The organism is Stutzerimonas sp. CXK-1 (assembly GCF_057738225.1).
In genome coordinates, this window is record NZ_CM173217.1 from 1 (window position 1) to 19,334 (window position 19,334).

Consider the following 19,334-nt stretch of genomic DNA (forward strand, 5'->3'; position numbering starts at 1 on the left):
GTGTCGGTAGAACTATGGCAGCAATGTGTCGAGCTTTTGCGCGATGAGCTGCCTGCTCAGCAGTTCAATACCTGGATACGTCCGCTGCAGGTCGAAGCTCAGGGCGACGAGTTGCGCGTCTATGCGCCCAATCGTTTCGTGCTCGACTGGGTTAACGAGAAGTATCTGACGCGGCTGCTCGAGCTGCTTGGCGAGCGCGCCACCGGCATCGTTCCACAGCTTTCCCTTCTGATTGGCAGCAAGCGCACTTCGTCCTCGGCGCTGCCTTCGGCGTCCGCTGCGCGGGCGCAACAGACGGTGGCGACGGCCAGCGAGCCCAGCCAGCCAGTGCGCGTGCAGGCCGAACAGGTAAAAGTCAGCCAGGCGCCCGCAGTCGAGCCGGCTCCGGTCGCGACGGAGCGAACGGTTCAAGTCGAAGGCGGGTTGAAACACACCAGTTATCTCAATCGGACCTTTACCTTCGAGAATTTCGTAGAAGGCAAATCCAACCAGCTCGCGCGCGCCGCAGCCTGGCAGGTCGCCGACAACCCGAAGCATGGCTACAACCCACTCTTCCTTTATGGTGGCGTCGGTCTCGGCAAGACGCACCTGATGCATGCCGTAGGCAACCATCTGCTGAAGAAGAATCCCAACGCGAAGGTGGTCTATCTACATTCGGAGCGTTTCGTCGCGGATATGGTCAAGGCGTTGCAGCTCAATGCGATCAACGAGTTCAAGCGTTTCTATCGGTCGGTTGACGCATTGTTGATCGACGATATCCAGTTCTTTGCCAAGAAGGAACGCTCCCAGGAAGAGTTCTTCCATACCTTCAATGCCCTGCTAGAAGGTGGCCAGCAGGTGATTCTCACCAGCGACCGCTATCCAAAGGAAATCGACGGTCTGGAGGAACGTCTGAAGTCTCGCTTCGGCTGGGGACTGACCGTAGCCGTCGAACCGCCGGAGCTGGAGACACGAGTTGCGATCCTGATGAAGAAAGCCGACCAGGCAAAGGTCGAGCTGCCACACGATGCGGCCTTCTTCATTGCGCAGCGGATACGCTCGAACGTGCGCGAACTCGAGGGCGCTTTGAAACGGGTCATCGCGCATGCGCATTTCATGGGCCGTGACATCACTATCGAACTGATCCGCGAGTCGCTCAAGGATCTACTGGCGTTGCAGGACAAGCTGGTCAGCGTCGACAATATCCAGCGCACGGTGGCCGAGTACTACAAGATCAAGATTTCCGATTTGCTGTCCAAGCGTCGTTCGCGTTCGGTTGCCCGTCCGCGGCAGGTGGCCATGGCCATGGCCAAGGAACTGACCAATCACAGCCTGCCAGAGATCGGCGACGCGTTCGGTGGGCGGGATCACACCACCGTTTTGCATGCCTGTCGTAAAATCGCCGAACTTCGGGAAATAGATGCCGATATTCGGGAAGATTACAAGAATTTGCTGCGTACATTGACCACCTGACATCACCAGGCAAGGGATCAGACCTCATGCATTTCACCATTTCGCGCGAAGCCCTGTTGAAACCTCTGCAGCTGGTCGCTGGCGTCGTCGAACGCCGTCAGACGCTGCCGGTGCTTTCCAATGTCCTGCTGGTGGTCGAGGGACAGCAACTGTCGCTTACCGGGACAGACCTGGAAGTCGAACTGGTCGGACGCGTCGCGCTCGAAGATGCAGCCGAGCCAGGGGATATTACGGTTCCGGCCCGCAAACTCATGGATATCTGCAAGAGCCTGCCTGCTGACGCACTGATCGACGTACGCCTGGACGAACAAAAGGCACTGATCAAGTCGGGGCGCAGCCGTTTCACCCTTTCCACCCTGCCGGCGTCGGATTTCCCCACCGTCGAAGAAGGCCCCGGGTCGCTGAATTTCAGCGTGGAGCAGGGCAAGTTGCGCCGGCTGATCGAGCGCAGTGGTTTCGCCATGGCTCAGCAGGATGTGCGCTATTACCTCAACGGCATGCTGATCGAGGTGTCGAATGGCATGCTTCGCGCGGTTGCCACCGATGGTCATCGCCTGGCGATGTGTTCCATGCAAGCGGGTATCGAGCAGGCCGATCGCCACCAGGTGATCGTGCCGCGCAAGGGCATTCTGGAGTTGGCGCGTTTGCTGACCGATCAGGATGCGCAGGTCAACGTGGTGCTCGGTCAGCACCATATCCGTGCCACCACTGGCGAGTTCACCTTTACCTCCAAGCTTGTCGACGGCAAGTTTCCAGATTACGAGCGCGTGCTGCCGCGCGGTGGCGACAAGCTGGTGATTGGTGAACGGCAGACCCTGCGCGAGGCGTTCAGCCGCACGGCCATCCTCTCCAACGAAAAGTACCGCGGCATTCGCCTGCAACTCGAGAGTGGCCTGCTGAAGATTCAGGCGAATAACCCGGAGCAGGAAGAGGCTGAAGAGGAAGTGGTGGTCGATTACTCCGGCGCGGCACTCGAGATCGGCTTCAACGTCAGCTACTTGCTGGATGTGCTCGGGGTGATGACCGCCGACCAGGTCCGGATGACGCTGTCGGATTCCAACAGCAGTGCGCTGGTGCAAGAGGCAGACAACGATGACTCGGCTTATGTCGTCATGCCCATGCGTCTGTAACTGCTTCGCTGAATGTCGCTAAGTCGTATTGCCGTCACCGGTGTGCGCAATCTGCAACCGGTGACGCTGTTTCCCTCCCCTCGCATCAACCTTCTCTTCGGCGAAAACGGCAGCGGCAAGACCAGCCTCCTCGAGGCGGTGCACTTGCTCGGCCTGGGTCGATCCTTTCGTAGCCAGAAGCTGGCGCCGGTCATTACGCATGAATCCGACAGCTGCACCGTTTTCGGCGAGATTCGCCGCGGCGATGGTGGCGTACGGTCGGTCGGTGTGTCCCGTGAGCGCTCGGGTGGCGAGGCGAGAATCCGCATTGACGGCGAAAACGTCCGCAGCGCCGCGGAGCTGGCCGCTGAGTTGCCGCTCCAGCTGATCAATCCTGATAGTTTCCGGCTTCTGGAGGGTGCCCCCAAGCTGCGGCGCCAGTTTCTCGACTGGGGCGTGTTCCACGTGGAACCTCGCTTCATCAAAGCCTGGCAGCGGCTACAGCAGGCGCTCCGGCAACGAAACTCCTGGCTGCGGCATGGTACACTTGACGGTGCTTTGCGCGCCGCGTGGGACCACGAGTTGGTCGCGGCCAGCGAAGAGATTGACGAGTATCGCCGCAGTTATATTCAAGCGCTGAAACCGGTTTTCGAAGAGGTCTTGGCCCAGCTGATTCGCTTGGACTCCCTCCAGTTGAGCTACTACCGGGGGTGGGACAAGGACAGGTCGCTTGCCCAGGTTCTCGACGGCTCGTTCGAACGCGATCGGCTACTGGGGCATACGCAGTCGGGCCCGCAAAGAGCTGACTTGCGTATTCGTATCGCCGGGCATAACGCGGTTGAGGTCCTTTCGCGCGGTCAGCAGAAGCTGGTGGTCGCTGCCTTGCGCATAGCGCAGGGACGGCTTCTCGATGAGGCCAAGCGAAGTCAGTGCGTCTATCTGGTGGACGACCTGCCTTCGGAGCTCGACGAGCATCATCGGCGAGCGCTATGCCAGTTGCTCGAGCAACTGGAATGTCAGGTTTTCATTACCTGCGTCGATTCAACGGTATTGCAAGCAGTCTGGCGTGAGCAGACGCCAGTCTCAATGTTTCACGTGGAACATGGGGAGATTGCCCCAGCCACGGACCCCTCGGGAGTGAAGGCATGAGCGAAAACCACGCGTACGATTCGTCCAGCATCAAGGTGCTCAAGGGACTGGATGCCGTGCGTAAGCGTCCTGGCATGTATATCGGCGACACCGATGACGGTACTGGTCTGCACCACATGGTCTTCGAGGTGGTCGACAATTCGATCGACGAAGCGCTGGCGGGGTATTGCAGCGAGATCTCCATCACCATTCATGCAGACGAATCGATCACGGTGCGCGACAACGGCCGCGGAATTCCGGTGGATATCCACAAGGAAGAAGGCGTTTCCGCTGCCGAAGTGATCATGACTGTGCTGCATGCCGGCGGCAAATTCGATGACAACTCCTACAAGGTTTCCGGAGGCTTGCACGGCGTAGGCGTCTCGGTAGTCAATGCCCTTTCCGAGGAGCTGATCCTGACCATCCGTCGTGAAGGCAAGGTTTGGGAACAGATCTATCGTCATGGCGTACCCCAGGCTCCGCTGACAGCCATGGGCGAGACCGAGGGCACCGGTACCGAGATCCATTTCAAGCCCTCGGCGGAAACCTTCAAGAATATTCATTTCAGCTGGGACATTCTTGCCAAGCGGCTGCGCGAGCTGTCTTTCCTCAATTCCGGGGTCGGCATCCTGCTGCGTGATGAGCGTACGGCCAAGGAAGAGCTGTTCAAGTACGAAGGTGGCCTCAGCGCGTTCGTCTCCTACCTGAACACCAACAAGTCGGCGATCAACCAGGTCTTCCACTTCAACGTCCAGCGTGAAGAGGATGGGGTCGGCGTCGAAATCGCGCTGCAGTGGAATGACAGCTTCAACGAGAACATCCTCTGCTTCACCAACAATATTCCGCAGCGCGACGGTGGTACCCACCTGGCGGGGTTCCGCTCGGCGCTGACCCGCAACCTGAACAACTACATCGAGCAGGAGGGCCTGGCCAAGAAGCACAAGGTCGCTACCACCGGTGACGATGCGCGTGAGGGCCTGACGGCGATCATTTCGGTGAAGGTGCCGGATCCCAAGTTCAGTTCGCAGACAAAGGACAAGCTGGTATCCAGTGAAGTCAAAACCGCCGTCGAGCAGGAAATGGGCAAGCATTTCGCCGATTTCCTGCTGGAGCATCCGAACGAAGCGAAGGCCGTGGTCGGCAAGATGATCGACGCCGCGCGTGCTCGTGAAGCCGCTCGAAAGGCGCGCGAGATGACGCGTCGCAAGGGGGCGCTGGATATCGCCGGCCTGCCGGGCAAGCTGGCCGACTGCCAGGAAAAGGACCCTGCCCTTTCCGAACTTTACATCGTGGAGGGCGATTCGGCGGGTGGCTCGGCCAAGCAGGGCCGCAACCGCAAGACGCAGGCGATCCTTCCGCTCAAGGGCAAGATTCTCAACGTCGAGAAGGCACGCTTCGACAAGATGCTCTCCTCCGCCGAGGTCGGCACGCTGATCACCGCGCTGGGCTGCGGCATCGGGCGTGAAGAGTACAACATCGACAAGCTGCGTTATCACAACATCATCATCATGACCGACGCCGACGTCGACGGCTCTCACATCCGTACACTGTTGCTGACGTTCTTCTTCCGTCAGCTGCCCGAGCTGATCGAGCGTGGCTACATTTATATCGCCCAACCGCCGCTGTACAAGGTCAAGCGTGGCAAGCACGAGCAATACATCAAGGACGACGAGGCGATGGAGGAATACCTCACCCAGTCGGCCCTGGAAGATGCGAGCGTGCACGTCAACGAGGATGCGCCGGGCCTCTCTGGCGAAGCGCTGGAGCGCCTGGTGCAGGAATACCGCAACGTGATGAAGACGCTCAAGCGTCTCTCCCGGATCTACCCGCAGGAGCTGACCGAGCACTTCATCTATCTGCCGCGTGTCACGGCAGAACAACTCGCCGACCAGGGGGCAATGCAGCGCTGGCTGGAAGGCTATGCCTTGAAACTCAAGGACATCGAGCGATCCGGGCTGACCTACCAAGCGCGCCTGCACGAGGACAAGGAACGCCACCTGTGGCTGCCTGAGGTCGAGATCACCTCGCACGGCCTGTCGAGCTTCGTCACCTTCAATCGGGACTTCTTTGCGAGTAATGACTACCGCTCGATGACTACGCTTGGAGAAAAGCTCAACAGCCTCCTGGAGGATGGAGCCTATGTTCAGCGTGGCGAGCGCAAGAAGCCCGTTGCGTCGTTCAAGGAGGCGCTCGACTGGCTGATGAACGAAGGCACCCGCCGTCATAGCGTTCAGCGCTACAAGGGACTCGGCGAGATGAATCCGGATCAGCTCTGGGAAACCACGATGGACCCGGCAGTGCGCCGCATGCTGAAGGTGACCATCGAGGACGCGATTGCGGCAGACCAGATCTTCAATACGCTGATGGGAGACGCGGTCGAGCCACGTCGCGACTTCATCGAGTCCAATGCGCTGGCGGTCTCGAATCTGGACTTCTGATCCGTCCGTGACGCGCTGCTCAGCGGTCTAAAGACACCCTGCCATGGCAGGGTGTCTTTGTTTATAGGTCCGCTCAATCGAGGCGAATGCCTCAATCAATTTCCGCTGAGCCTGGGCGGCGGGTAATTTGATCCCCAACGATTACAGGCCGCTCGGCCAGGCACATCTGACAGGGGAAACCGCATGCTCGATAGCAATCTCAAGACCCAACTGAAGGCCTACCTGGAAAAGGTCACCCAGCCGTTCGAGATCGTCGCTTCGCTGGACGACAGCGCCAAGTCCGAGGAAATGCTCGCGCTGCTGAACGACATCAACGGCCTGAGCGACAAGATCAGCCTGAACACCGCCGGCAACGATGCGCGCCGGCCATCGTTTGCCCTGGTGCGCCACGATCGCGAGATCGACCTGCGTTTCGCCGGCCTGCCCATGGGCCATGAGTTCACCTCGCTGGTGCTCGCGCTGCTGCAGGTTGGCGGCCACCCGTCGAAGCTGGCACCAGAGCTGATCGAGCAGATCCAGGCGCTCGAGGGCGAATACCGCTTCGAGACCTACTTCTCGCTGTCCTGCCAGAACTGCCCGGACGTGGTCCAGGCGCTGAACCTGATGGCGGTGCTCAACCCCAACATCCACCACGTGGCCATCGACGGCGCGCTGTTCCAGGACGAGGTCGAAGCGCGGCAGATCATGTCGGTGCCGAGCCTCTACCTCAACGGCGAACCCTTCGGCCAGGGCCGCATGGGCGTCGAGGAGATCCTCGCCAAGCTCGACACCGGCGCCGGTGCGCGTGATGCCGAGAAGCTCAAGGCCAAGAGTGCCTTCGACGTGCTCGTCATCGGTGGTGGCCCGGCCGGCGCTGCGGCGGCGATCTACGCCGCGCGCAAGGGCATCCGCACCGGCGTCGCCGCCGAGCGCTTCGGCGGCCAGGTGCTGGACACCATGGCCATCGAGAACTTCATCTCGGTGAAGGAAACCGAAGGCCCGAAACTGGCCCGCGCGCTCGAAGAACACGTGCGCGAGTACGAGGTCGACGTGATGAACCTGCAGCGTGCCAGCCAGTTGGTCCCGGCGGGCGACGACGGCCTGCACACCGTGCGGTTCGACAACGGCGGCGAGCTCAAGGCCAAGACCCTGATCCTCGCCACCGGGGCGCGCTGGCGCGAGATGAACGTGCCCGGCGAGCAGGAATACCGTGGCCGCGGCGTCGCCTACTGCCCGCACTGCGATGGCCCGCTGTTCAAGGGCAAGCGCGTGGCGGTGATCGGCGGCGGCAACTCTGGCGTCGAGGCGGCGATCGACCTGGCTGGCATCGTCGCCCACGTCACCCTGCTGGAGTTCGGCGAGAGCCTGCGGGCCGACGCGGTGCTGCAGCGCAAGCTGCAGAGCCTGCCGAACGTGACCATCCTGACCATGGCGCAGACCACCGAGGTCAAGGGCGACGGGCAGAAGGTCACCGGGCTGGTCTACAAGGACCGCCACAGCGACGAGGTCCACGACCTCGAGCTCGAAGGCATCTTCGTGCAGATCGGCCTGCTGCCCAACAGCGACTGGCTCAAGGGCACGGTCAACCTGTCGCGCTTCGGCGAGATCGAGGTCGACGCCAAGGGCCAGACCAACATCCCCGGCGTGTTCGCCGCCGGTGACGTGACCACGGTGCCCTACAAGCAGATCGTCATCGCCCTCGGCGAAGGCGCCAAGGCCTCGCTGTCGGCCTTCGACCACCTGATCCGCAGCAGTGCCCCGGTGATCTGAGGCGCGAAAGCGGCATGAAAAAGGGAGCGGACCGCAAGGCTGCTCCCTTTTTTGCCTGACCAGCTGACGCGCCGATGGCTCAGCTGACGCTGCTGTGTACCACGCAGCGGTTACGGCCCTCATGCTTGGCTTGGTACAGCGCCTCGTCGGCCCGCTTGAGCAGCCGCTCGTAGTCGGGATGGCCGTCATGCACGGCCATGCCAATACTCACGGTTACCTGCAGTTCACCCCCCTTCTGCAGGCGTAGCGTTTCGCTGGCGATGCGCTTGCGCAGCTTCTCGGCGATCTGCAGCGCCTTGCTGGCATCGATATCCACCAGCACCATGAGGAACTCTTCACCGCCGAGACGGAATGCGTAGTCGCCGCCACGCGAGTTGCTCGCCAGCAGTGTGGCGACCTGCTGCAGGACCTGGTCGCCGCCATCGTGCCCATAGCGGTCGTTGACCTGCTTGAAGTGGTCGACGTCGATCACCAGCACACCGAAGGTGCTGCCGGACTGGCGGCTGTAGAGCACCTCCTTCGACAGCACGACCGGCAGAAACTTGCGGTTGAGCAGACGGGTGAGCACGTCTCGCCCGGCCTCCAGATCGTTGGCCTGCTCGAACAGGCTGTCGAGCAGGAACTTGATCGCGCGGGTCTGTTCGCGGACCTGGTGCAACAGGCCGAGATCACCGCGCTCGGCACTCGGCGGCGCTTCGCAGAGTTCGCCGAGCGTCCGGTCGATGCTGTCGATGTAGCCGAGGATGCTGGCGCTTTCCGGTGACCCCTGGAAGGCATGCGATGCCTTGTGGCGGAACCACAGGCCGAATTCGGAGCTGGCCAGCTGCGGCAGGCCGGTCGCGGTATTGCCGATCGCGAAGTCGAACATCAGCTGGTTTTCCCAGTCCAGCAGCGCGGCGCGCTGGCGCTCTTTTTCCGCGCCGATGTTCTGCGACACGGAGAACAGCCGGTACGCCTCCTCCGCGCGGGAATTGCGATCGTGCGACTGGGAAAAGGCAAAGCACATGATCTCGATTGCCAGATCGATGATGTCATCGCCCAGACGGGCCGCCTGGCGTCGCAGCGGCTCGTCGAGGCCCTGCTCTTCCAGCAGCTCGCGCAGGCGGTGCTTGAGCGCGCGTGCACCGCGCAGCACCAGGCTGACCGGAATCTCGATACGTGCATGGATCTCGCCAACCTTGCGCTGTTGCTCGATCACTTCGATGAAGCGGGGCTCGTCCGGCGCGCGGAACACGTTGCAGACCCAGCGCTGCATCGAGGCGCTCAGCCGCGTCTTGACCTGGTCATGGCTGAGAAACATGGCCGATTGCGGGTCGGCGAGCATCTGCGCATAGAAGTAGCGCGCCAGCTCGGCGCTCTCCTGCTCGGCCAGCTGGCGGAGCGCATCGGCAGCAGCAGGCGCATAGGCAGCGGTCAGCCGCTGCCACTCGCCGGCCAGTTCTTCATTGGTGATATGCATTGCAGGGCCTTGGGAGACGGCGCGCGGCGGTCAGTGATGAAAGCGGGGACGAGCCTCTAGCTCGGTTACCTGGGCGTTGATCCAGTCTTCGGCGCGCTGGTTGAGTTCGGCGATCGCGCGTGGGCCCTCGCCCTCGGCGTGCATCGCCGGGCCGATGACGACCTCGATGGTGCCTGGGTGCTTGTGCCAGCCGCTGCGAGGCCAGAAAACGCCGGCATTATGCGCGATGGGCAGTACTGGCAGGCCGGCATTGACTGCCAGGGCGGTGCCTCCGCGCGAAAACTTCCCAGGTTGCCCGACCGGGACGCGGGTGCCCTCAGGAAAGATCAGCACCCAGATGCCCTGCTCCAACCGCTCCTGGCCTTGCTTGGCCACCTGGCGCAGAGCGGCCTTGGGGTTGTCGCGATCGATGGCGATGGGCTTGAGCAGCATCATCGCCCAACCAAAGAACGGCACGCGCAGCAGCTCGCGCTTGAGGACCTGGGTCAAGGGTTCGAAGTAGGCCGAGAGAAAGAAGGTCTCCCAGGTGCTTTGATGCTTTGCCAGGATCACGCAAGGGCGTTGCGGGACGTGCTCCGCGCCGCGCACCTCATAGCGGATGTCGAGGAGCGTGCGCGCGAGCCAGACGGCGCAGCGACACCAGGTGCGTACCACGAAACGATAGCGCCCACGGAACGACATCAGCGGCGCACACACCACGCTGATCAGGCACCAGACGAAGGCGCTCAATGCCAGCAGCGTGTAGAACAGGACGATGCGAAAGGGATACAGGGCGCTCATCGAGAGGTTCCGAGCAGATGGTCGACGACGGCGGCCAGGTCATCGAAGACCTGGGTGCCCGGCGGCAGCGAGCCTTGCAGCGTACGCAGGCCCTTTCCGGTCCGGACCAGATAGGGCGTACCGCCCAGCACCAGGCCGGCATGCAGGTCGCGGTGGCTGTCGCCGACCACCGGCACGCCGACCAGGTCAGTCAGGCCGTAATGTTCGGCGATGCGCCGAAACAACCCCGGCAGCGGCTTACGGCAATCGCAGCCATCGTCGGGGCCGTGCGGGCAATGCACGATGAGATCGATGCGTCCGCCCGCCTCCATCGCCAGCTGCTGCATCTTCAGGTGCATGTCGCCCAGCGTGCTGAGATCGAACTTGCCCCGGGCGACGCCCGACTGGTTGGTGGCCACTGCCACCGTCCAGCCGGCCTTGCACAGGCGGGCGATCGCCTCCAGCGAGCCCGGAATCGGCACCCACTCGTCCGGGGACTTCACGTAATCGTCGGAGTCTTCGTTGATGACTCCGTCGCGATCCAGGACGATCAGCTTCATCGGCTTAGCCAAGTGCGGAAATATCGGCGACACCAAGGAACAGTCCTCTCAGCCGGGCCAGCAGGGCATAACGATTGGCGCGCACCGAGGCATCCTCGGCATTCACCAGCACCGCCTCGAAGAAGGCATCCACCGGGCCGCGCAGGTGCGCCAGGCGCTCCAGCGCCTCGCGGTACTGGCGTGCTGCGGCCAGCGGCTGGACCGCCTGCTCGGCCTGCTGCAGCGCCGAATACAGCGAGAACTCGGTGGCATTGTCGAACCAGCGTGGCTCGACCGCGTCGGGCAGCTTCGCCTCGAACTTGCCGAGCAGGTTCGAGACCCGCTTGTTCGCCGCGGCCAGCGCCTCGGCTTCCGGCAATGTGCGGAAGGCCTGAACGGCCTGTACGCGCTGGTCGAAGTCCAGGGCCGAACCCGGTTGTACGGCACGTACCGAGAGGTAGGTGGCGACGTCGACGCCTTCATCCTCGTAACGCGCCCGCAGACGGTCGAAGATGAACTCCAGCACCTGGTCGGCGAGCCCGGCGCTCTTCACCTGCGTACCGAACTGGCCGATGGCGAAATTCACCGCCTCGACCAGGTTCAGGTCCAGACGCTTCTCGATGAGGATGCGCAGCACGCCGAGGGCGGCACGACGCAGGGCGTAGGGGTCCTTGGAGCCGGTCGGCAGCATGCCGATGCCGAAGATGCCGACCAGGGTGTCGAGCTTGTCCGCCACGGCCACGGCCGCACCAGTGAGTGTGCTCGGCAGCTCGCCGCCGGCACCGCGTGGCATGTATTGCTCGTTCAGCGCCAGGGCGACGTCTTCCGGCTCGCCCTCGTTGAGCGCGTAGTAGTAGCCGGCGATGCCTTGCATTTCGGGGAATTCGCCGACCATCTCGGTCGCCAGATCAGCCTTGCTCAGCAGGCCGGCGCGCATGGCGCGCGCCTTGTCGCCACCCGTGCGTTCGGCAATCAGCCCGGCCAGGCGCGAGACGCGCTCGGCCTTGTCATACACGCTGCCGAGCTGGGCCTGGAACACCACATTCTTCAGGCGTTCGTTGAAGCGTTCCAGTGGCTGCTTCTTGTCCTGCTTGAAGAAGAACTCGGCGTCGGTCAGGCGCGGACGCACGACCTTCTCGTTGCCGGATACGATCTGTGCCGGGTCCTTGGATTCGATGTTGGCCACGGTGATGAAGCGCGGTAGCAACTTGCCGTTGGCATCCAGCAGGCAGAAGTACTTCTGGTTGTCCTGCATGGTCGAGATCAGCGCTTCCTGCGGCACTTCGAGGAAGCGTTCCTCGAACGAGCAGACCAGCGGCACCGGCCACTCGACCAGCGCGGTCACTTCATCGAGCAGCGCCGGCGGCACGATGGCCGTGCCGTTCTGCTCGCCAGCCAGCTGCTCGACGCGCTTGGCGATCAGCTCGCGGCGCTCGGCGAAGTCGGCGATCACATGGGCGCCACGCAGGTCTTCCAGGTAGCTGGACGGCTTGGAAATGTGCACCTGGCCTGGGCTATGGAAGCGGTGGCCGCGCGATTCGCGACCGGCGCGCTGGGCAAGGATCTCACAATCGATCACCTGCTCACCGAACAGCATCACCAACCACTGGGTCGGGCGGACGAACTCTTCCTTGCGTGCAGCCCAGCGCATGCGCTTGGGGATCGGCAGATCGTTCAGCGAGGCCTCGACGATGCCTGGCAGCAACTGGGCGGCCGGCTGGCCCTCGATGGTGCGGCTGAACTTGAGTTTCGGCCCGCTGCGATCGATCTCGGCCAGGTCCACGCCACACTTGCGGGCGAAACCCAGGGCGGCCTGGGTCGGCTCGCCATCGGCGTCGAAGGCGGCCTGCAGCGGCGGGCCGTCGAGGTTGATGCTGCGATCGGGCTGCTGAGTCGCCAGTTGCTCGACCAGCACCGCCAGGCGGCGCGGCGCGGCGTAGGCCTGGGCCTTGGCAAAGCTCAGGCCGGCGTCCTTCAGGCCCTTCTCGATACCGGCGCAGAAGGCTTCGGCCAGCTTGGCTAGTGCCTTCGGTGGCAGTTCTTCGGTACCCAGTTCGACGAGGAAATCCAGTGCACTCATTCTGCAGCCTCCAGCTTGGCCAGCACTTCGTCACGCAGTTCGGGGGTGGCCATGGGGAAGCCGAGTTTGGCCCGGGCCAGCAGGTAGCTCTGGGCGATCGAACGCGCCAGGCTGCGCACGCGCAGGATGTACTGCTGGCGCGCGGTGACCGAAATGGCGCGACGGGCATCGAGCAGGTTGAAGGTGTGCGAGGCCTTGACCACCATCTCGTAGGCCGGCAGCGGCAGCTCGGCGGCCATCAGCCGGTTGGCTTCGCTCTCGTAGAAGTCGAAGAGTTCGAACAGCTTCGGCACGTTGGCGTGCTCGAAGTTGTAGGTCGACTGCTCCACCTCGTTCTGGTGGAACACGTCGCCATAGGTCACGGTGCCGAACGGGCCGTCGGCCCAGATCAGGTCGTACACCGAGTCGACGCCTTGCAGGTACATGGCCAGGCGCTCGAGACCGTAGGTGATCTCGCCGGTGACCGGGTAGCACTCGACGCCGCCGACCTGCTGGAAGTAGGTGAACTGGGTGACTTCCATGCCGTTGAGCCACACCTCCCAGCCCAGACCCCAGGCGCCGAGGGTCGGCGATTCCCAGTTGTCCTCGACGAAACGTACGTCGTGTACCGCGGTGTCGACGCCGATGCGGCGCAGCGACTCGAGGTACAGGTCCTGGATGTTCTCCGGGTTGGGCTTCAACACCACCTGGAACTGGTAGTAGTGCTGCAGGCGGTTGGGGTTCTCGCCGTAGCGGCCGTCGGCCGGGCGGCGCGAAGGCTGGACGTAGGCGGCGTTCCAGGTCTCGGGACCGATGGCGCGCAGGAAGGTGGCGGTATGGAACGTACCGGCGCCCATTTCCATGTCATAGGGCTGCAGGACCACGCAACCCTGCTCGGCCCAGTAGCTTTGCAGGGCGAGGATCAGGTCTTGGAAGGTGCGCACGGCTGGCGTAGTCTGGCTCAAAATTTCACCTGTGCTGGGCTTCGACAGAAAGCCTCGAAGTATACCCGCGGCCTCCCCTTGGTTGCGATTGTTTCGGCCCCGGCCCGGCAGCCGTTTTTCCGATGCGAGGAACCCAGCATGCCCCGATGCGCCTGGTGCGGCGACGACCCGCTGTATGTGCGTTATCACGACGAGGAATGGGGCGTGCCGACGCGCGACCCGCAGCTGCTTTTCGAATTTCTCCTGCTCGAGGCCTTCCAGGCGGGGCTCTCGTGGATCACCGTGCTGCGCAAGCGTGAACGCTATCGGCAGGTACTGTTCGGCTTCGATGCCGAGCGGCTGGCGATCATGAGCGACGGCGAGATCGACGAGCGGATGCAGGACCCCGGCATCATCCGCAACCGCCGCAAGCTCGAGGCAGCGCGCGGTAATGCGCGTGCCTGGCTGGCTCTGGAAGACCCGGCGGGCTTCGTCTGGTCGTTTGTCGATGGTCGGCCGAAGGTCAACCGCTTCGAGCGCCTGGATCAGGTCCCGGCCGTGACCGACGAGGCGCAAGCCATGAGTCGGGCGCTCAAGCGCGCCGGTTTCAGCTTTGTCGGGCCGACCATCTGTTATGCCTACATGCAGGCCTGTGGCATGGTCCTCGATCATCTGGTCGACTGCGAGCGGCACGCCCAGTTGGCTGGCGAATATGCCGGCTGAAGGCGCTACGGGTAAACTGGCGCGTTTTCGAGGCTGGAGTTCGGCGTGGAAAAATTCAAAGGTGCTCTGGTGGTCGGCGTGCTGCGCCTGGTGGCAATGCTGCCCTGGCCGCTGGTGCAAGGGTTGGGGGCTGTGATCGGCTGGCTGATGTGGAAACTGCCCAACCGCTCGCGTGAGGTGGCGCGCACCAACCTCGCCAAGTGTTTTCCCGAGCATGACGCCGCGGCCATCGACCGCCTGCTCGGCAAGAGCCTCAACGGCATTGGCAAGACCTTTACCGAGAGTGCCTGCGCCTGGATCTGGCCGGCCGAAAAAACCCTGGGTCTGATCAAGCAGGTCGAGGGCCTGGAGGTGCTCGAGCGCGCCCTGGCCTCGGGCAAGGGCGTGGTCGGCATCACCAGCCATCTGGGCAACTGGGAGGTGCTGAACCACTTCTATTGCGCGCAGTGCAAGCCGATCATCTTCTACCGCCCGCCGAAGCTCAAAGCGGTCGACGATCTGCTGCAGCAGCAGCGCGTGCAGCTGGGCAATCGAGTCGCACCGTCGACCAAGGAAGGCATCCTCAGCGTGATCAAGGAAGTCCGCCGCGGCGGTGCGGTGGGCATTCCCGCCGACCCGGAGCCCAGCGAAGGCAGCGGCCTGTTCGTACCGTTCTTCGCGATCCAGGCACTGACCAGCAAGTTCGTCCCCGGCATGCTCGCCGGAGGCAAGGCCGAGGGCGTTTTCCTGCATGCCTTGCGCCTGGAGGACGGCTCGGGCTACAAGGTGGTTCTCGAGGCCGCGCCGGCCGAGATGTACAGCACCGACCCGGCGGTCGGGGTCGCTGCCATGAGCGCGATGATCGAGAAATACGTGCGCGCCTATCCGGCCCAGTACATGTGGACGATGAAACGCTTCAAGAAGCGTCCGCCGGGTGAGAAGCGCTGGTACTGAACCAAAGGCCATCGACAAGGACGTTCAGCATGCACAACCTGCGAAAGCATCCGCGTACCCCGCTCAAGTGCCGGATCCGTGTCCGCCATGAATCTTTCGGTGAGCTGATCGGCCACACCCGCGACCTGTCCGATGGGGGCGTCTACATTCGTCATCCGGATCTGGCTGCGCTCGAGCCAGGCGCGATTCTCATCGGGCAGGTACAGGATCTGCCGGTGCCGGCGCCTGAGTTGGAGATGGTCGTCACTCGGGTGGACGCCGAAGGCGCCGGGCTGCGTTTCGTCGAGGGCTGAGCCCCGTTCAGTCGGGCGTCAGGCGCCCGAGGCGCTTGAGGAACACCGCCATTTCCCGTTCGGCCTGCTTGTCGCCCTGCTCCGCCGCGGCTGCGATGCCCTGCTCCCAGGCATGGCGCGCGCCGGCGCTGTCACCGGCGGCCTGCATGGCCTTGCCCAGCAGTTTCCAGGCCGCCGAGTAGCGCGGGTTCATTTCCACGCAGCGGCGCAGATGCTCGACGGCCTTGGCTGGTTGCTCGGCGTCCAGATAGCCCTTGCCCAGGCCGAAGCGCAGCATGGGATTGTCGATGCCTTGGGCGAGCATTTTTTCCAACGATTCGAGCATGGCGCACCTGCGATTCGACCCCGGGGCCTTTACTGTAGTGAAAAGCGCCCGATCGGCAAGCACTCATGCGCGAGGCGCATGTACGCGTTCAGTGCGCCTCGTTGACCGCACTGAGAAATTCCCGGGTGCGCTCCTCCTGCGGATCGTTGAACAGGGCTTCTGGCGTGCCCTGTTCGTGGATGCGGCCCTGGTGGAAGAAGCACACCCTGTCGGCGAATTCGCGAGCGAAGCCCATCTGGTGGGTGACCATCAGCATGGTCAGATTGTGCGCTTCGCCGAGCCGCCGGATCACATTGAGCACTTCGCCGCAGAGCTCCGGGTCGAGGGCCGAGGTGACTTCGTCGAACAGCATCACCTGGGGACGCATCGCCAGTGCGCGGGCGATCGCCACACGCTGCTGCTGGCCGCCGGAGAGCTGCGACGGAAAGTGTTCCAGCTTGTCCTCCAGGCCGACCATGGCCAGCAACTCCACGGCGCGTTCACGAGCCTCGGCCTTCGACAGGCCGAGGACCTGAACCGGCGCCTCCATGACGTTGTGCAGTGCATCCATGTGCGGAAACAGGTTGAAGCTCTGGAACACCATGCCCACCTTGCCGCGCATGCGCCGCAGGTATCGACTGTTGGCGCGAACCAGCTCGCCGTTCGCGCCGGGCATGTGCGTCAGCGGCTCGCCATCGACTTCGATCACGCCGTCATCGATGTCCTCGAGCGTCATCAATACGCGTAGCAGGGTTGATTTGCCCGAACCGCTGGGACCGATGATGGCGACCTTCTCGCCCGCGGCGACTTCCAGATCAAGGTGGTCGAGCACGGTCAGCCCACCGTAGCGCTTGGTGACGCCGGCGAAGCGCACCATGGGTTGCGCCGCAGTATCGGCCGGTGCTTGTGGGGTGTCGTTCATCAGGCGAGCTCCATGCGTTTTTCCAGGCGGCGTACGAACCAGGCCAGACCCAGGCTGAGGATGAGAAAGAACACGCCGACCAGCGTGATCGGCTCCAGGTAGCGGAAGCTCTCCGAGCCGATGTTCTTGGCCCGCTGCATGATTTCCACCACCGTGATGGCCGACAGCACCGGTGTGTCCTTGAGGATCGAGATCAGGTAGTTGCCCAGCGCCGGCAGGACCGGGCGCAGCGCCTGCGGCAGGATGACGTCGCGATAGGCGGTCCACGGCGAGAGGTTGAGCGCCGTCACCGCTTCCCATTGCGCCCGCGGCACGGCATCGAGGCCGGCGCGGTATACCTCGGCGGTGTAGCAGGCATAGTGCAGCGCGATGCCGAGGATGCCGGCCTGCAGCGCCGACAGGTGCAGCCCGTAGTTCGGCAGTACGTAAAAGAGGAAGTACACCTGGATCAGCAGTGGTGTGCTGCGGATGAATTCGATCAGCCCGGTGACCGGCCAGGCCAGCCAGCGCTGCCGGCTGCGGCGGCCGAGCGCAAGGAACAGGCCAAGCACCACGGCGATGGCGAAGCCGCCGAGGGCGATGCCCAGCGTCGCGAGCGAGGCGTCGAGCAGGCGCGGCAGGATCCGCCAGGCAAAGCTCCAGTCGAAGAAGTTCATGCCAGGCCCCCGCGTGTCTGCCCGCGTGCCAGGCGCCGATACAGCAGGCGCATGCAGGCGTTGATCAGCTGTGCCAGAACGAAATAGATCACCAGCGCCAGGCCGAAGATTTCCAGGGTCATCAGCGTCGCCTGGTCGAGCTGGCGGGCGCGGAAGGCCAGATCGGACAGAGTGATCAGCGACACCAGGGAAGTGTTTTTCAGCAGCTCGATGAGCAGGTTGGTGCCCGGCGGAATCGCGGCCAGCAGCGCCTGCGGCAGGATGATCCGCCGAAAGCGCGTCGCCGGGGTCATGTTCAGCGCATGGCAGGCCTCGTGCTGCCCGGGGTTGACCGAACGGATTGCCCCACGCAGCACCTCGGCTCCGTACGCGCCGATGTTCAGGCCGAGGCCGACCACCGCGACGGTGAAGGCGCTCATCTCGATCTCGAAAGGCGGCATGGGCAGAACGAAGTACAGCCAGAACAGCTGCACGAGCAGGGACGAGCCGCGAAACACCTCGATATAGGCGATGGCCAGCCAGCGTAGCGGAGCAATGGGTGACAGGCGGCCAAAGGCGCCGATCAGCGCGCAGAAAATGGCCAGCAGCGAGCCCCAGAAGGTGACCTTTACGGTCACCCAGGCGCCCTGCAGGAGTAGCGGAAGCAAGTCGATCATGGCCGGTATCCGGTAGAGGCATCAGACGCACGACGCCCTTGGCCAGCGCACCTCGGCGTCGAGCGCCGCGGCGTCTGGCAAGGGCGTGATGAAGCGAGAGATCGGGAGGGCGGGACACTGGCCCCGCCTACCGTTACTGGGCGCAGAGTTCCTCGGCCGTCTTGTCCGGCAGGTTGGACCGGTCGAAGCCGAAGGGCTTGACGGTCGCCAGGTGCTCTTCGCTGCCCAGCCACTGCTTGAGTTCGGCATTGACGGCATCGCGCAGCGCCTTGTCCTTCGGCCGGAACGCCAGCGCGCCGTAGCCGGCCCGGGCCGGGTCATCCTTGAAGTCGTCGATGGCTTCAACCTGGTCGCCGGCCTTGTCGGCCAGGCCACGCATGGTCAGCTGCGTACCGATTGCCGCATCGGCGCGGCCGGTCCGCACGGCCTGCAACTGCGAGGTGGTGTCGGGTACCTGGAGGATCTGCGCGTCCTTGATGCCGGCCTCGCGCGCATAGCCCAGGTTCACCGTGCCCGACATGATGGCGATCTTGACGTCGGGGTTGTTGGCGATGTCTTCGTAGCTGTGCAGGTTCTTCGGGTTGCCTTCGGCCACCAGCAGGGTGTCGAGCAGACGATAGTGCGGGTCGGTGAAGATCACCTGCTTGCAACGTTCGGGTGTGATGTACATGCCGGCGGCGATCAGATCGAAGCGGCCGGCGCGCAGGCCCGGAATCAGCGAGCCCCATTCGGTCAGGACCGGCTTGATGGTTTCCACGCCCATGCGTTCGAAGATGTGCCGGACGATCTCCGGTGATTCACCGGTGACCTTGCCGTCCAGTGCGGTGTAGGCGAACGGGGTTTCATTGGCGTAACCGATGCGGACGGAACTGTCCTGCTTGATGTCTTCCAGGGTATCGGCCTGTGTCTGGCTGCCGACCAGGATGCCCGCCAGTGCGGTGCAACCGATCAGTAACCGGCGGGTGTTTGACGGGATGATGCTGATCCTCATGGGAAGTTCTCCTGTTCCTTGTGAGACCCGCGAACGGATCGTTTTTCGTAGGAGGCGCTGTCTTCGTCGGGCTTAGAAAAGACCTCACTGGGTCAGTAAAGGTGCCTTTTCAGGCACCGTCGATAGCTTTCGATAATCGCAAGAAGGCGGTGCTGGTTTGCGACGATCCGCCTGGAGGGTACAAAAAAGCGCTCCTGATGTGAAATCAGGAGGCCAATTGAGACGAATGGATTCGAATCAG

Annotated in this window: 18 protein-coding genes; 8 read left to right on the forward strand and 10 right to left on the reverse strand. The window is 63.3% G+C overall.

What is annotated here, in order from left to right:
* From dnaA to ahpF, 5 genes are all read left to right on the forward strand, one after another.
* The gene (gene dnaA / locus AC0KXH_RS00005) at positions 1-1,452 is read left to right on the forward strand and encodes a chromosomal replication initiator protein DnaA (protein WP_061338170.1); all 1,452 of its coding nucleotides are present in this window, start codon (positions 1-3) and stop codon (positions 1,450-1,452) included.
* Positions 1,453-1,478: 26 nt separating this feature from the next.
* On the forward strand, positions 1,479-2,582 hold the full coding sequence (gene dnaN / locus AC0KXH_RS00010) for a DNA polymerase III subunit beta (protein WP_488223913.1): 1,104 nt from the start codon (positions 1,479-1,481) through the stop codon (positions 2,580-2,582).
* A 12-nt stretch (positions 2,583-2,594) separates the two neighbouring features.
* On the forward strand, positions 2,595-3,710 hold the full coding sequence (gene recF, locus AC0KXH_RS00015; protein WP_488223914.1) for a DNA replication/repair protein RecF: 1,116 nt from the start codon (positions 2,595-2,597) through the stop codon (positions 3,708-3,710).
* Complete coding sequence (gene gyrB, locus AC0KXH_RS00020; protein ID WP_061338167.1) at positions 3,707-6,127, forward strand: DNA topoisomerase (ATP-hydrolyzing) subunit B; 2,421 nt, start codon at positions 3,707-3,709, stop codon at positions 6,125-6,127. The genes recF and gyrB overlap by 4 nt, the downstream gene beginning before the upstream one ends.
* 183 nt (positions 6,128-6,310) lie before the next feature.
* Positions 6,311-7,876, forward strand: a complete 1,566-nt coding sequence (gene ahpF, locus AC0KXH_RS00025; protein ID WP_488223915.1) for an alkyl hydroperoxide reductase subunit F — start codon at positions 6,311-6,313, stop codon at positions 7,874-7,876.
* A gap of 79 nt (positions 7,877-7,955) precedes the next feature.
* Here the strand turns inward: ahpF and AC0KXH_RS00030 are convergent, their stop codons facing one another.
* The 5 genes from AC0KXH_RS00030 to glyQ are packed head-to-tail and all read right to left on the reverse strand — an operon-like array spanning position 7,956 to position 13,657.
* Positions 7,956-9,335, reverse strand: a complete 1,380-nt coding sequence (locus AC0KXH_RS00030; RefSeq protein WP_488223916.1) for a diguanylate cyclase — start codon at positions 9,333-9,335, stop codon at positions 7,956-7,958.
* Between the two features lie 30 nt (positions 9,336-9,365).
* Entirely contained in the window at positions 9,366-10,115 is a 750-nt protein-coding gene (locus AC0KXH_RS00035; protein ID WP_488223917.1) for a lysophospholipid acyltransferase family protein, read from the reverse strand.
* Positions 10,112-10,654 (reverse strand): D-glycero-beta-D-manno-heptose 1,7-bisphosphate 7-phosphatase, encoded by a 543-nt coding sequence (gmhB, locus tag AC0KXH_RS00040; RefSeq protein ID WP_237146245.1) that lies wholly within the window; start codon positions 10,652-10,654, stop codon positions 10,112-10,114. The genes AC0KXH_RS00035 and gmhB overlap by 4 nt, the downstream gene beginning before the upstream one ends.
* 4 nt (positions 10,655-10,658) lie before the next feature.
* Positions 10,659-12,713 (reverse strand): glycine--tRNA ligase subunit beta, encoded by a 2,055-nt coding sequence (gene glyS, locus AC0KXH_RS00045; RefSeq protein WP_488223918.1) that lies wholly within the window; start codon positions 12,711-12,713, stop codon positions 10,659-10,661.
* Positions 12,710-13,657 (reverse strand): glycine--tRNA ligase subunit alpha, encoded by a 948-nt coding sequence (gene glyQ / locus AC0KXH_RS00050; RefSeq protein ID WP_041110365.1) that lies wholly within the window; start codon positions 13,655-13,657, stop codon positions 12,710-12,712. The genes glyS and glyQ overlap by 4 nt, the downstream gene beginning before the upstream one ends.
* A 117-nt stretch (positions 13,658-13,774) precedes the next feature.
* Between glyQ and AC0KXH_RS00055 the strand changes: the two genes are divergently transcribed.
* Genes AC0KXH_RS00055 through AC0KXH_RS00065 form a run of 3 tightly spaced genes read left to right on the forward strand, consistent with a single transcriptional unit; the run spans position 13,775 to position 15,564 of the window.
* Positions 13,775-14,338, forward strand: coding sequence for a DNA-3-methyladenine glycosylase I (locus tag AC0KXH_RS00055; protein ID WP_041110366.1), 564 nt, complete (start codon positions 13,775-13,777; stop codon positions 14,336-14,338).
* A 45-nt stretch (positions 14,339-14,383) separates the two neighbouring features.
* Complete coding sequence (locus AC0KXH_RS00060; protein ID WP_061337740.1) at positions 14,384-15,271, forward strand: lysophospholipid acyltransferase; 888 nt, start codon at positions 14,384-14,386, stop codon at positions 15,269-15,271.
* Positions 15,272-15,300: 29 nt separating this feature from the next.
* Entirely contained in the window at positions 15,301-15,564 is a 264-nt protein-coding gene (locus tag AC0KXH_RS00065) for a PilZ domain-containing protein (RefSeq protein WP_041110369.1), read from the forward strand.
* Positions 15,565-15,571: 7 nt separating this feature from the next.
* Here AC0KXH_RS00065 and AC0KXH_RS00070 read toward each other — a convergent pair whose 3' ends face one another.
* The 5 genes from AC0KXH_RS00070 to ehuB all read right to left on the reverse strand — a co-directional run bounded on the left by AC0KXH_RS00070 (position 15,572) and on the right by ehuB (position 19,093).
* The gene (locus tag AC0KXH_RS00070; protein ID WP_041110371.1) at positions 15,572-15,889 is read right to left on the reverse strand and encodes a tetratricopeptide repeat protein; all 318 of its coding nucleotides are present in this window, start codon (positions 15,887-15,889) and stop codon (positions 15,572-15,574) included.
* A gap of 88 nt (positions 15,890-15,977) precedes the next feature.
* On the reverse strand, positions 15,978-16,790 hold the full coding sequence (ehuA, locus tag AC0KXH_RS00075) for an ectoine/hydroxyectoine ABC transporter ATP-binding protein EhuA (RefSeq protein WP_305851484.1): 813 nt from the start codon (positions 16,788-16,790) through the stop codon (positions 15,978-15,980).
* Positions 16,790-17,446 (reverse strand): ectoine/hydroxyectoine ABC transporter permease subunit EhuD, encoded by a 657-nt coding sequence (ehuD, locus tag AC0KXH_RS00080; protein ID WP_061340220.1) that lies wholly within the window; start codon positions 17,444-17,446, stop codon positions 16,790-16,792. The genes ehuA and ehuD overlap by 1 nt, the downstream gene beginning before the upstream one ends.
* A complete protein-coding gene (gene ehuC / locus AC0KXH_RS00085) occupies positions 17,443-18,102 on the reverse strand; it encodes an ectoine/hydroxyectoine ABC transporter permease subunit EhuC (RefSeq protein WP_043217696.1) in 660 nt (219 codons plus the stop codon). Before ehuC ends, ehuD begins: the two co-directional genes overlap by 4 nt.
* A gap of 133 nt (positions 18,103-18,235) precedes the next feature.
* On the reverse strand, positions 18,236-19,093 hold the full coding sequence (gene ehuB / locus AC0KXH_RS00090; RefSeq protein ID WP_200627159.1) for an ectoine/hydroxyectoine ABC transporter substrate-binding protein EhuB: 858 nt from the start codon (positions 19,091-19,093) through the stop codon (positions 18,236-18,238).
* Between the last annotated feature and the right edge of the window lie 241 nt (positions 19,094-19,334).